Origin of the sequence: Sphingobacterium siyangense (assembly GCF_007830445.1) — a bacterium.
Taxonomy (GTDB): domain Bacteria; phylum Bacteroidota; class Bacteroidia; order Sphingobacteriales; family Sphingobacteriaceae; genus Sphingobacterium; species Sphingobacterium siyangense.
The window spans coordinates 331,804-345,723 of record NZ_VLKR01000001.1 but is presented as its reverse complement, the minus strand read 5'-3'; the positions used below and the strand labels follow the sequence as shown (position 1 = coordinate 345,723).

The 13,920-nt window shown below is 40.7% G+C and carries 13 protein-coding genes; 6 read left to right on the top strand and 7 right to left on the bottom strand.

All coding sequences use genetic code 11. The features are described 5' to 3' along the window. Positions 1-38 precede the first annotated feature (38 nt). On the bottom strand, positions 39-764 hold the full coding sequence (locus tag IQ31_RS01520) for an acyl-[acyl-carrier-protein] thioesterase (RefSeq protein ID WP_145326893.1): 726 nt from the start codon (positions 762-764) through the stop codon (positions 39-41). A gap of 324 nt (positions 765-1,088) precedes the next feature. Here IQ31_RS01520 and IQ31_RS01515 point away from each other — a divergent pair, with 324 nt between their 5' ends. Then, positions 1,089-1,355, top strand: a complete 267-nt coding sequence (locus tag IQ31_RS01515; protein WP_172462508.1) for a hypothetical protein — start codon at positions 1,089-1,091, stop codon at positions 1,353-1,355. Positions 1,356-1,475: 120 nt separating this feature from the next. Here IQ31_RS01515 and IQ31_RS01510 read toward each other — a convergent pair whose 3' ends face one another. The 6 genes from IQ31_RS01510 to panB form a co-directional block, all read right to left on the bottom strand. Then, complete coding sequence (locus IQ31_RS01510) at positions 1,476-2,777, bottom strand: TolC family protein (protein WP_145326892.1); 1,302 nt, start codon at positions 2,775-2,777, stop codon at positions 1,476-1,478. Positions 2,778-2,784: 7 nt separating this feature from the next. Further along, positions 2,785-5,868, bottom strand: coding sequence for an efflux RND transporter permease subunit (locus tag IQ31_RS01505; RefSeq protein ID WP_075992882.1), 3,084 nt, complete (start codon positions 5,866-5,868; stop codon positions 2,785-2,787). 6 nt (positions 5,869-5,874) lie between these two features. After that, entirely contained in the window at positions 5,875-6,936 is a 1,062-nt protein-coding gene (locus IQ31_RS01500) for an efflux RND transporter periplasmic adaptor subunit (protein WP_075992881.1), read from the bottom strand. Positions 6,937-7,123: 187 nt separating this feature from the next. After that, entirely contained in the window at positions 7,124-7,276 is a 153-nt protein-coding gene (locus tag IQ31_RS01495; protein ID WP_075992880.1) for a 30S ribosomal protein THX, read from the bottom strand. An 83-nt stretch (positions 7,277-7,359) separates the two neighbouring features. After that, positions 7,360-7,962: a hypothetical protein gene (locus tag IQ31_RS01490; RefSeq protein WP_145326891.1), complete on the bottom strand. Its 603-nt coding sequence runs from the start codon at positions 7,960-7,962 to the stop codon at positions 7,360-7,362. A gap of 9 nt (positions 7,963-7,971) precedes the next feature. Next, on the bottom strand, positions 7,972-8,787 hold the full coding sequence (gene panB, locus IQ31_RS01485) for a 3-methyl-2-oxobutanoate hydroxymethyltransferase (protein ID WP_088161770.1): 816 nt from the start codon (positions 8,785-8,787) through the stop codon (positions 7,972-7,974). Positions 8,788-8,870: 83 nt separating this feature from the next. Here panB and IQ31_RS01480 point away from each other — a divergent pair, with 83 nt between their 5' ends. Genes IQ31_RS01480 through IQ31_RS01460 form a run of 5 tightly spaced genes read left to right on the top strand, consistent with a single transcriptional unit; the run spans position 8,871 to position 13,914 of the window. Next, entirely contained in the window at positions 8,871-9,614 is a 744-nt protein-coding gene (locus IQ31_RS01480) for an RluA family pseudouridine synthase (protein ID WP_088161769.1), read from the top strand. Between the two features lie 14 nt (positions 9,615-9,628). Beyond that, positions 9,629-10,222, top strand: coding sequence for a TlpA family protein disulfide reductase (locus IQ31_RS01475; RefSeq protein ID WP_088161768.1), 594 nt, complete (start codon positions 9,629-9,631; stop codon positions 10,220-10,222). A 22-nt stretch (positions 10,223-10,244) separates the two neighbouring features. Next, positions 10,245-11,081: an orotidine-5'-phosphate decarboxylase gene (gene pyrF / locus IQ31_RS01470; protein ID WP_088161767.1), complete on the top strand. Its 837-nt coding sequence runs from the start codon at positions 10,245-10,247 to the stop codon at positions 11,079-11,081. A 42-nt stretch (positions 11,082-11,123) separates the two neighbouring features. Beyond that, complete coding sequence (gene guaA, locus IQ31_RS01465; RefSeq protein ID WP_145326890.1) at positions 11,124-12,674, top strand: glutamine-hydrolyzing GMP synthase; 1,551 nt, start codon at positions 11,124-11,126, stop codon at positions 12,672-12,674. After that, entirely contained in the window at positions 12,631-13,914 is a 1,284-nt protein-coding gene (locus IQ31_RS01460; RefSeq protein ID WP_145326889.1) for an ABC transporter substrate-binding protein, read from the top strand. Before guaA ends, IQ31_RS01460 begins: the two co-directional genes overlap by 44 nt. Positions 13,915-13,920: the final 6 nt, after the last annotated feature.

Sequence of the window (13,920 nt, the reverse complement as noted above, 5' to 3'; positions counted from 1 at the left end):
CTATATGTAAAATAAAGGGAGGCCCAAAGCCTCCCTTTTTATTTTGTTTCTATAGCCAAAGCAAAGTGGATTCGTTGCTGTTTAGTAACCGTCATAAAGTAACCTTGATCTGTTGCATCACCATTAATTTCTACCGTATCATTATAACGTAATTCACGCAGGTAATTCATCTCCAAGGATCTGATCTGATTGGTCAATACCAGCTCAATGGGCAATCTGTCCATACACCAATCCAGGTATTTTACATTGTTGGCGTGATTGACAATATCCAGGTCAGAGAGCTTAACGCTATATTCATCAATATTTTTGACGGTCTGGGAAATATCCAATTTTGAAAATGGCTGTTGTGTTGCCGGGCGATCAGGATAGGTGGTAAAATCTTCGGTGGAAATTGCGAGTGTTTCAGAGCTCCTTTTCACGATATTGATGACAGCCCAATAACTGGTTGCAGTAACATAGATCTGTCCATTGACTGTAATTTCGAAATTCCGCGTTGAGCGTGCGCCCTCTAATTCTTGAACCCAAGTTTTTACCTTGACATGGTCCATCCATTTGGGCAAGCGTGCAATCTCTATGCGTATGCGGCTAAGTACCCAGGTTTGGTTATGTTTGGCCATTTCTTTAAAACCGAATCCGACAGCATTGGCATGTTCTCCCGCGGTAAGCTGCAGAATATTGGATAAATCGGAGAAACGAATACGGCCGTTAGAATAGCATTGTGTGAAATAAATTTCCCACTCTTTTTCAAAAACAGATTTTTCCATTTACATATTGTTTTGATCAAAAATAGCCAATATGAATGATTTGGGCTATAAATTCAAAATGAAATGACACTATATTTAGATATCTCGTTATAAATGCCTGTTGGGCTTGCTGGTAATCCTCAAAGCGGAGCAGTGTGTCCAAAGTACAATCGTTTTTTTATTGTAAAATAAATGATAGTTTTCAAGGATTTAATTGATTTTTATCATGGGAATCGGTAGATTTAAATAAGCCAATGGCAGAAAGAGATAAAATAAGATTGGCTTTAAAGCGTTATAAAAGTAGCATAGCGCAAAACAATAATTTACACATTAAATGCTAGTATTATGGTTGGAGAACTAATAGCTAAAGAGGAAATTCCTCAATTTAAATTTATCCCGGCGAGTGAAGATAAGACAGCGACTTTTATGGATAAATTGAAAGGGGCACTTCGGTTGGGAAATGAGTTTAAATCCAAAACTGAAATCGCCTTTGAGACTGATTCCGGACCAAAGCGTATCGAGACCACTGTATGGTCGTTAACCGATAGATATATTCAGATTAAAAGTGGCGTTTTAATACCACTGAAATCTATTATAGCAATTGACTATTAAATAGACAAAGAAAGGCTCCTCATTTAGTTAAGGAGCCTTTCGCTTTTAATGATAGATGCTGTTAAGAAACGTATCAGTACTGTTTTCCTTTCTAAGAGGACCTCGTGCAAAAGGAAATTTCTAATACGTTTCGCCTGTTAATTCTTTTAGGCGTATCTCGGATACTTTCGCATCATATTGTGCTGTATAGCTACGTGTCATTACATTGATGTAGTTTAACTGCGCTGTTCTTACTTCTAAGGTTGTGATGGTACCGATACGGAATTTATCCATCGTGATGTTTAAATTTTCTTTTGCCAGCTCCTCATTTTTCCGTTCTACATTAGCCAGCTCCATATTGGTGATGTAGGTTTGGAATAGGGTTCTGACCTGAGCCTGGATATCCTGTTTTTGTTGCTGTATCTGTAGCTCGGAGCCTTTAATCTGAAATTTGGCAATCCGTTCGTTTCTATTTTGCAGAAATCCATTGAAAATATTAAGGGAAGCCGATACGCCGTAGGTAAGACCTCTATTTTTGTTTTCTGTCGAGAAACCGAGGGAGGAGTGGGATTCGTTCCAATTGTACCCACTATTTAAGCCAATTTTGGGATAACGTTCGGCCTTAACTGCTTTTAAGTTGAGCTCGGCCACCCGATTGTTGATGATGGCAAGCTGAATTTGCGGATTTTGTCGATCGGCAATTTCGATCAGATTACCAAGTTTAAGATCCGTATCAAGTTTCATGTCGTCTTCAATTTGAAAATCCAGGCTCAAGTCGCGCGTCATCAGCTGATTGAGGTAAGTCTTGGTATTTTTGAAGCTTTCCTGTTGTCTGAGTAAGTTTGTCTGATCGGTATTTAAATCGACTTTTGCATTCAGGAGGTCAAGCTTGGAGCCTTTTCCGATCTCTAGGCGATTTTCGGCAAGCGTGACACGGTATCTCGATAAGGTGATGGTTGTATCTAGGGCATTTATCAGGCGCTTTTGCTGCACCAGATTGTAGTAGGTAGCCATGACTTCGCTGAGCTGGGTAATCACTTGATATTTAATCTCCGCTTCCCCTTGACGTTGTATTTCTTTGAAGCGGTCGCGACGGGCGAACATGCCCAATCCATCGAATATCGTCCAGTTTAGGTTAACTCCATAAGACATGTTATCATTTTTGGCATTGGAAATTTGCTGTATTTGACCATCTGCTCTGACCTGCCTTGAATTCTGGGTGGAGTTGCTTCTATTGAACGTTCCAGTTACCGCTGGAAGCATACCGGCGCTTCCCAGACTGGTATTCTCCATATCGATGTTATTGTCATTTTTAGCCAAAAGAATATTGAAGTTATTGCTCAACGTTGTTTTTAGCGCATCTTCCAAGGTCAGTATCTCTTGTGCACGAGCTTGAAACATGATGGAGTAAAGTAATACTAGTAGGATGAAATTTCTCTTCATGTCTTTATTATTCGTAGCTTTTAATGTTATCAAATTCAGGCCTATGCTTTTTTTGTCTTGACCACATGTAATAGATTGCCGGGATAATGAACAAGGTTAGGATAAGGGAGAATATTGTACCACCAACGATAACAACCCCCATACCAATTCTACTCGTTGAAGCAGCTCCAAGTGACATGGCAATCGGTAATGCGCCCAAGGCAATGGCTAGACTTGTCATTAAGATCGGTCTGAGGCGTGATTCGGCAGAGTGCATAATTGCCTCAAATTTTTCCATTCCCTCTTCGCGCATCTGGTTGGCAAACTCAACAATCAAGATACCATTTTTGGTCACGAGACCAATTAGCATAATCGTTCCAATTTGGCTGAATATATTCCAGGTTTGATCAAATAACCATAGACTTATCAGTGCTCCGGCAACGGCCATGGGTACCGTAAGGATAATGATAAATGGGTCGAGGAAGCTTTCAAATTGGGCCGCTAAGATCAGGTAGATAAGCAACAAAGCAAGGCCAAAGGCAAATAGTGTATTGGAACTACTTTCAACGAAGTCACGTGATTCGCCACTGAGGTCGGTGGTGAAACTCTGATCGAGGACCTTTTCTTTTATGCGATCCATTGCTGCAATGCCGTCACTCATACTCATGCCCGGCGCCAAACCGGCTGAAACTGTAGCCGACATGTAGCGGTTATTGTGGTAGAGTTGGGGTGGACTGCTCTCTTCCTTAACGCTTACAACGTTGTCTAACTGGATAAGCTGTCCGAGGTTATTTCGCACGTAAATTGACGCAAGGTCTGTAGGTGTGGCTCTACGGTCGTTTTCAACCTGGCCTATGACCTGATATTGTTTGCCATCACGCATAAAATAAGCGAAACGTTGGCCGCTTAGTAATAATTGGAGGGACTGCGAAACGTCAAGTACGGAAACGCCCAGACTGAGGGCTTTCAGACGATCAATTTCGACATGCAGTTCGGGTTTGTTGAACTTCAGGTTGATGTCCGTTGTGGAGAATGCGGGATCGCTGTTGACCTCATTCATAAATTCGGGTATCTTTTCCTGAAGTTTTTCAAAATTTTGTGCCTGGATAATGTACTGAACAGGTAATCCACCTCTGCGATTCATGGATATCGTCGGCGTTTGCGAAACATTGACGCGGACACCATCGTATTTTTTTGTCCATTTAGTGAGCTCTTTGGCAATATCGTCCTGTGATTTTTTACGCTCACTTGGATCAACGAGAGTCATCCGTATACGTCCGGAGTTGACTGAGCTTGCGCCGAAACCCGGAGAGGTAATGTTTAAACTGATTTTGTTCTCAGGAATGGAATCGTAGACCAATTTGTCCAATTCCTGCATGTATCGGTCCATGTATTCATAGGTAGCACCTTCCGGGCCTGTCACATTGACGGAGATATTACTTCTGTCATCATAAGGCGCCGTTTCTTTTTTAATGGAGGAGAAAAGGATGCCAATAATGACAAAACATAGGATCAGGATTGGAAAGCTGATCCATTTGAATTTCATGAATTTCTCCAGTGCATTGGCATAACCTTTATTCATTTTGACGAACATAGGTTCGGTCCAATCGTAAAATTTCGTCTTCTTGTGTCCACCACCTTTGATTAGATAGGCATTGAGCATCGGCGTGAGGGTGAGGGAAACAAATGCGGAAACCAATACGGCCGAGGCGATGACGACACCAAACTCCCGGAAAAGCCGTCCCACAAATCCCTGAAGAAATATAACGGGTAAGAATACGGCTGCAAGTGTGATTGAAATGGAAATAACAGCGAAGAATATTTCCTTCGACCCTTTCAGGGCCGCCTCAATAGGGGACATTCCTTCTTCAACTTTCTTGAAGATATTTTCGGTAACAACGATACCATCGTCGACAACAAGCCCCGTCGCGAGTACAATAGCGAGCAGTGTCAGTACATTGATAGAAAATCCGAAAATATACATAATAAAGAATGTCGCGATCAAGGATACGGGAATGTCCAATAGAGGACGTAGTGCGATACCCCAGTCGCGGAAGAAAAAATAGATAATTAGGGTGACCAGAATGATCGAAATCAGGAGTGTCTCGGCGACCTCCTCAACAGATTTTTTGATGAATGTCGTATTATCAGAAGCGATGTTGAGTATAATATCTTGGGGCAGATCTTCTTTGATCTGATCGAGCATTTTATAGAAATTGTTGGCAATATCGAGGTAATTTGTTCCCGGCTGCGGAATAATGGCAATACCGACCAGCTGTTTACCGTTACTGACCATTTTTGTTTCTAGATTTTCAGCATCTATCTCTGCACGGCCAATATCGATAAACTTGACGATACGGCTGCTATCGGCCTTTAAAATGATGTTATTGAATTGCTCAGGAGTAGACAGGTTGCCGACGGTTTTTACGGTGAGCTCGGTTGTGTTTCCGACAATTTTCCCTGAAGGTAATTCAACATTCTGGCTATTCAATGCCGTACGAATATCCGAAGCTGTGATACCATAGGCAGCCATACGGTCGGGGTTGAGCCATAGACGCATGGCGTAACGTTTTTGACCATAGATCTGTGTGCTGCTGACACCGGGGATGGTTTGCAACCTTTCGGAAATCACATTTTCGGCGTAGTCGCTCAGCGAAAGTTTATCGCGCGTCTCACTTTGCAATGTCAATGTAATAATGGGATCGGAGTCCGCATCGGCTTTGGATACCACTGGTGGGGCATCAATATCCTGTGGTAGGCTTCGCACGGCTTGGGATACTTTATCCCGGACATCATTTGCGGCTTCCTCAAGGTTCTTTTTTAAGTCAAACTCAATGGTGATATTACTGGATCCCTGATTGCTCGAAGAAGAGATGTTGCGGATACCATCGATCGAGTTTATGGCCTTTTCTAGCGGCTCGGTAATCTGAGATTCAATGATATCTGGGTTGGCACCGGCATAGTTTGTTCTGACGGAAACAATCGCTGGGTCAATAGAGGGGTATTCGCGTACGCCTAGAAAACTAAAACCAATATAGCCAAACAATATGATGGTAATATTGACGACAATAGTTAAAACAGGACGTTTAATAAAAACTGCAGATAAATTCATGTACAACTAGTTAGCTAATGATACCTTAACTTTTGCTCCATCTTTTAACGACAGAACGCCCGTGGTTAAAACGGTGTCACCGGCACTGATGCCAGATAGAATGACGATGTCTTTGTCGGTACGCGCACCTGTTTCAACCTTCACTTCCTTGGCAAGGCCATGCTGTAATACAAAGACCTTTTTTCCATCCTGTACGGGAACAATGGCTTCTGTTGGAATGGATATCGCATCGTTTTCCACTTCGATCGGCACAATCACATTGACAAAGGATCCGACTTTCAATTTACCCTGATCGTTCGTTGCTCTGGCGCGGACGGTGAGTGTTCTGGTGTTAAGTGATACTTGCGGTTCAACGGCGTAAATGTTTGCTTTAATGATGGTTGGGTCGTTGGCTACGCTGAACTCAATGGGCATGTTTATTTTAACAATATTGCTGTATTTTTCGGGAACTGCAAAGGTAATTTTGACAAGATTGTCCTTCACTAAGTTTGTAATCAGGGTACTGGATGAGACAATGGCTCCTACGGAAATATTCCGAAGTCCAATCATGCCACTAAAAGGGGCGCGGATGGTTGTTTTGGATATTTGTGCCTGAATCAACTGGATCTGTGCTAAGGAGGTTTTTAAAGCTGCACTGGCTATATCAAACTCCTCCTGACTGATTGCTCCTTTTTGCAGCAGCAGTTTGGCCCGACGTTCATTTTCGGCATTCAGCTGGTTTGTTGTTTGTGCTTGTCTTAATTGTGCCTGAAGTTCAATATCATCAATCTTGATCAAGGGTTCGCCCTGTTTGATGCGCTGCCCTTCGGAGAAATAGATTTTGGTGATTCGACCACTTACTTCACTTCTGATTTCAACCTGCTCTTCTGCGTCAATGCTTCCTGAGAGATTAATGGATCGATCGGCGACGGAAGATTTGGCAATGATAGCCTGTGCGGGGACTGGCATATCTTTTTTCCCATTGGGCTTATCAGCTTCTTTTTTGTCTTTTTTAGCAGTTATCAGAAAGTATCCACCTCCAAACACAGCACAAGCCAAAAGGAGGTAAATGATCGATTTTTTATTCATACGGATATAGTCTCTTATGTACTTTTTACATTTAACGGGTAAATATAGGTTTATTATTATGAGGATATCAGTTGTCAAAAGGATTTTACAATAGGACCAAAACTTTGCAAATGGACATCGAAATGGGCGTATTGGGAACGATTGGAAATAAAAAAAGCCAGAAATAAGTTTCTAGCTTTATTGACTACTATTTTTTTGATTTTGCTTTTTGTTCCACTTCTTTTGAAGCCCCATTTTTTACTTTTGGCTTGATGGCAGCTTTCGATACATGTGGTCTTCTTTTTCCAAAAGAACCATTTGATATTTTTCCTCTTCTGGTCTTGATATCACCTTTTCCCATAGTGTAAAATATTTTGGTTTTAACAAATTATATTGATTACCTAAATATAACACTTTCTTTTCGGATGTTCAACCTGTTCATTTTTAAATAATTGGAAAAATACGTTTTTGAATAGCTACATTGAAGTTTTGGTTAATCGTGTCGAAAAATAAATTATTGACGGGCCTGTTTTCAGCGACTAAATAGGGGATTTCCAATATTTTGTTCTTTAACTTGATACGGTAGTAGCCGTATAATAACCCTTTGGTCGTTTGAATTGATTCGATTTTCTGAACGGCTTCTATGTCCTTAAAAATGTTAAAAGCATAATTTTCTCCTTTTAGCTGTTCAATAAAAACCTCATTGGTTTTGGCATTGTACCATATTTGTTGGCTTTTGAGCTTACTAAAGTGGTTGTTGAACAGAAAGAGATAGCCCAACAAGAAAAAGGCAATCGGAAGCAGGAACAGGACAATTTTTATCTTCATGAACAGCAACACGGTGATCAAAATGAGGATAATCCCCATAACGGCATTGGAAACACTCTTCTTTAGATTTGCCTGGATGACTGGAGATGAAGCTTCAATCAACTGAAAACCTGATTTTAAATTTCTGGACATATCCTCGGTAAACCCAAATAGATTGAATTTTTTGCGTATCATCAGATAAGCAATAAGAACAATAAGCCCAATGATCAAAAACCGCATATTTTTCTTCTAGTATTGTTCGTCTTCGTTCGGGTATTGTACTGCTTTTACTTCGGCCACATAATTTGCTACTGCTGTTGTGATTTGTTCGTGCAAATTAGCGAAATGACGCATAAATTTTGGTTTGAAATCGGCATTCATTCCAAGCATGTCGTTAATCACAAGGACTTGTCCATCGCAATCCGGCCCAGCCCCAATACCAACTGTTGGAATCGCTAGTTTTTCGGTTACTGTTTTAGCTAATTTTGCCGGTATCTTTTCCAGAACAATTGCAAAACAGCCCGCCTCCTGCAAAGCGAGTGCATCTTCTATTAATTTAGCGGCTTCTTGCTCTTCTTTTGCCCGCACACCAAAATTTCCAAATTTATTGATGGATTGGGGAGTCAAGCCCAGGTGTCCACATACAGGGATTCCTCCGGCAATGATTTTTTTGATGTTTTCGATGATTTCAAGTCCTCCCTCGAGTTTTAATGCGTGCGCACCTGATTCTTTCATCATGCGTACAGCTGCATTGTAAGCTTCATTGGCAGAGCCCTGATAAGATCCAAATGGCAAATCTGCTAATACCATGGCACGCTCGGTACCCCGAGCAACGGCAGCGGCATGGTAGATCATATTATCTAGGGTGATAGGCAAGGTTGTTTCGTAGCCAGCAAATACGTTGGCAGCGGAATCTCCAATCAAAATAACGTCAACACCAGCTTGATCTACCATTTTGGCCATGGAGTAATCATAGCTTGTAAGCATAGAAATCTTTTCCTGACGTTCTTTCATGGCTTGCAGCATTGCTGTGCTTACTCGTTTCATTTCTTTGTTTACAGACATCTTAACTTATATTGTGTGTTCAAAAGTAAGCTTTTTATCATACATTGAACAATATTCTGCCTTGTGTTTTGTATTTTTGCAAAATGATACAAAATGAGAATCGTCTATTTAAATTTCCCAAATTTTCAGAATTAATCATCCATGAGGATGAAAATTTGATTGTTATCAATAAACCGCCGTTTGTCGCTTCTTTAGATGAACGTGAGGGTGGGGAGGTCAATATTCTTCGCTTGGCGAAGAAATATCATCCTGATGCACAGGTATGCCACCGCCTGGATAAAGAGACCTCGGGTATTTTATTAATTGCAAAAAATCCAGAAACATACCGTACAATTTCCATTGCATTTGAAAAAAGAAAAGTGAATAAGATTTATCATGCAATCATAGGTGGTACACATACTTTTCAGGATTTGCTTGTCGATTTGCCCATCTTGAACCAAGGCAATAAAAATGTATCTATTGATCGTGCAAACGGCAAACCGGCAGAGACCATCTTTAATTCGATCAAATACTACAAGAACTATACCTTAGTGGAATGTAAACCCATTACAGGACGAATGCACCAAATCCGTATTCACCTAGCGACACAACATGCCGCTATTGTGGGGGATGACATGTATCGCGGTAAACCTGTGTATTTGTCCCAAATCAAGAAAAGGGGATATACATTATCCAAAGATGAAGAGGAACAACCCATTATGAAGCGTTTTGCACTACATTCAAAACATGTTGAATTTGAGTTGAACGGAGTTAAGATGGCTTTTGAGGCACCTTATCCAAAGGATTTTGCGACCTTGTTGAAGCTGTTGGATAAGTTTGATTCTTAATAGCGGGATTACCTATGAGTCCGAAGACAAAAAAGATAATCGGAAACGTTGTATTTGTACTGCTCATCGGTTTGTTGATCTGGCCAACAAGTAGAAGTTATTTTCAGCAATTTTTAATGAAAATGGGTTTTTTCAAACCTAAACTGGAGCTTAATTCAGCTTCTAAAGATTCCGATAGGGTGGCTCCAGGGGGCGCATTCAGTCATGTCTCCTTTGTCAATTCGCTGGGAGAAACAGTCAAGGTGGCGGATCTGAAGGGAAAAGTGGTGTTTATTAATTTTTGGGCAACGTGGTGTGCACCTTGTCGCGCAGAAATGCCTTCGATCAATGTACTCTATGATCGCTATAAAGATAACGCAAATATGGTGTTTTTGATTGTGGAGATAGAAGGCAGGAAAGCAAAAGCAGAGGCTTTTATGAAGGAACAGCAGCTGACTTTGCCGATTAGTTTTCCAAATAGTGATATTCCAAAAGAGTGGCTCTCGGGTTCAATTCCTTCAACGGTGATATTGGACAAAGCGGGTAATGTAGCGACACGGCATGAAGGTATGGCGGATTATTCAAGCCCTGATGTAGGTAAATTTATTCAAGATTTAATCAATAAATAATTTTAAGATCTCTAAATATAGCATGACAAGAGCAGAACTTATTCATCAAATAAAAGCGAAACGCTCATTTTTATGTGTCGGATTAGACACAGACCTCACGAAAATCCCGGAGCATCTCTTGGATGATGAGGATCCGATCTATAGCTTCAATAAGGCTATCATAGATGCAACGGCTGATTTGTGTGTTGCCTATAAGCCCAATATTGCGTTTTATGAATGTTATGGAATCAAAGGCTGGCAATCGCTTCAAAAAACCTGGGCTGCGTTACCAAAGGATTGTTTCAGTATTGCTGACGCAAAAAGGGGGGATATTGGCAATACGTCGGGACGTTATGCGATGGCATTTTTTGATGAAAAGACGTCTGGTCTTGGCTTTGATAGTATTACAATCGCACCTTATATGGGGAAGGACTCGGTGACTCCATTTTTGGATTTTAACGATAAATGGGCAATCGTACTTGCTTTGACATCGAATGAGGGTAGCTTGGACTTTCAAAATTTTGAAAACAAAGAAGGGCTGCAATTGTTCGAACAGGTGATCGATAAAGTCAATACCTGGGGGACACCTGACAATTTGATGTATGTTGTCGGAGCAACACGCGGAGAGGGCTTTATCAAAATTAGGGAACATGCACCATACCATTTTTTATTGGTTCCAGGAGTGGGGGCGCAAGGAGGTTCGCTTGAAGATGTTTGTAAATTTGGTATGAACAAAGATTGTGGGCTTTTAGTAAACAGCACAAGAGGAATTATCTATGCTTCAAAAGGACGTGATTTCGCTGAAAGAGCACGGGAGGAAGCTCTAATTCTACAGAAAGAAATGGAAGTAGAACTGTTAAAAGCAGGCATTATTTCCTGATTTGACATTTAATAATTCATTCGTAATACTTACCTTTGCAGCATGCCAGAAAAAATTATAATTCTAGACTTCGGGTCTCAGTACACACAGTTGATCGCTAGACGTGTCAGAGAACTAAATGTGTATTGTGAGATACACCCGTTCAATAAATTGCCAGATTTTGATGACTCCGTAAAAGGTGTTATCTTTTCAGGAAGTCCTTATTCTGTTAGACAAGAAGATGCACCGCAAATTGATTTTGTCGCTATTCAGGATCGTTTCCCACTTTTAGGAGTTTGTTACGGAGCACAATACATTGCTCAAATATCAGGTGGTGAAGTATTACCTTCTGAAATCCGCGAATATGGTCGTGCAAATCTGCAGTTTGTCAATAGTGAGAATGAATTATTGGCAGGAGTACCAACTCAATCGCAGGTATGGATGTCACATGGAGACACTATCAAAGAAGTTCCTGCAAATTTTAATATTATAGCAAGTACGGATAAAGTTCGTGTTGCTGCTTATCAAGTAAAAGGCACCCGTACCTATGGTATACAATTCCACCCGGAAGTAACACATAGTACTGATGGGGCTATCTTATTGAAAAACTTCGTTGTAAACATTTGTGGTTGTGCACAGGATTGGACACCAGACGCATTTGTTGAAACAACAGTATCCTCTTTGAAAGCGCAATTGGGTGACGATCACGTTATCATGGCTTTGTCAGGAGGAGTAGATTCAACAGTAGCAGCAGTATTGTTGCACCAAGCAATCGGAAAAAATTTACATTGTATTTTCGTAGATCATGGACTGCTTCGTAAAGATGAATACGAACAGGTATTGGATTCTTACAAAAATATGGGGTTAAATATTAAAGGAATAAATGCCAAGGATTTATTTTATGGTAGATTAGCTGGGGTTTCTGAACCAGAAGAGAAACGCAAAATCATTGGTAATTCATTTATTGATGTTTTTGATGAAGCTGCAAAAGAAATCCAAAAGGAATTACCTGAAGGAATTGAAGCGAAATGGTTGGGACAAGGAACAATTTACCCAGATATTATCGAGTCGGTTTCAGTGAAAGGACCTTCAGCAACAATCAAATCACACCATAACGTTGGTGGTTTACCTGATTTCATGAAATTGAAAGTCGTAGAACCGCTAAAAACGTTGTTTAAAGATGAAGTAAGAAGAGTAGGAAAAGCTTTAGAAGTGGATCAGGCAATTTTAGGCAGACATCCCTTCCCTGGACCAGGTTTGGCAATTCGTATTTTAGGTGATATTACACCTGAGCGTGTACGTATTGTACAAGAAGCTGATGCGATCTTTATCAATAATCTGAAGGAAGCTGGCTGGTACGATAAAGTATGGCAAGCTGGTACAATTTTCTTGCCAGTGCGTTCTGTAGGCGTAATGGGTGACGAGCGTACTTACGAGCATGTTGTTAGTTTACGTGCAGTTGGTTCTCTTGATGGAATGACTGCGGATTGGATACATTTACCATATGACCTGTTGGCAAAAATTTCAAATGAAATTATCAACCATGTGAAAGGAATAAACAGAGTTGTATATGATATCAGTTCAAAACCGCCCGCTACAATTGAGTGGGAATAAAATATGGGTTGCGGCACTTGTAGCATTATGTCTTGCAAGCTGCACAACGAAAAAAAGCACAGTATTGCGTTCGCCTTCCTCTGGTCAAGGCGAACAGCAAACTGCTGTGACTAAACCGGCAGTTGACAAAGATAAGATCGTTGCCAAAGTGGGGGATATCCAGGATGTCAACGGCCATGCTGTGAAAAATAATCGCATCGCCTTGCTATTACCATTCGAGTTAAGTGGTATTGCGGGGACGATTACAAAAGAAGATGTGGAACGTTCTTCCTTGGCACTTGATTTTTATCAGGGATTTCAATTGGGCCTTGACAAAATTGCCAAAGAGGGTGCTTTATTTGATCTACAGGTAATTGATTCTCGAGACAATGTTGCCTACAATGCGACTTTAGGGACTTCGGCGAATGTCAAAGATGCCGTACTTGTGGTCGGTCCGGTATATCCGCGTGAGATAAAAAGCTTTGGGCAAACATTTGCAAATAAGAATGTGTTACAAGTTTCTCCGTTGGCGGCGACTATGGCTTCTGAATTTAGCTTACCTAATTTGGTTTCCATCACACCATCTATTCGTACACACTCGGAAACATTAGCAAAATATGTTGCTGATCAGTATTATACGGGTGATCAGATTCTGGTATACGATGCCGGTGACGATGAAAGCAAACAGTTTCTAGTCAATTTTGTTAGCGAAATTTCAAAGGCTAATGCACAGGCAAAAGTAAAAACTGTTATGAGCGTCAACGAGCTCAACAATAGCCTTGTGTTGACTGGAACTAATCATGTCATTTCTGGTACGGCCAATAAGAATTTGGTAAAGGGGCTTTTGGATGCGATGGACGAACGCTTTTTGAATCCAGGTAACCAGTTTAAGTTGTATGGACATCCAAATATGGCTAAGCTTTCGTTTGAGAATTTCGAAAATATGGATTTCTATGGACTTACTATTACCTCATCCAACTTAGTGAATGAGAGTGATAGTGATACCCGCAAATTTATTGGAAATTATAAATCGGCTTATAAAGTAGACCCGTCTGAGTTTTCTTATAAAGGTTATGATGCGGCATTGTATTTCGGTCGATTAATTCATAAATATGGCGTGGATTATGTTAGCCGAATGACGCAAGATAAGTTTTCGGGATTGAATAGCGATTACAAATTTGAGTTTTATCCAAAATGGGGCTATGCTAATAGAGCTTTGGGTATAATGGTTTATCACAACAAAAAATTTGAAAGAAAATAATCTTTG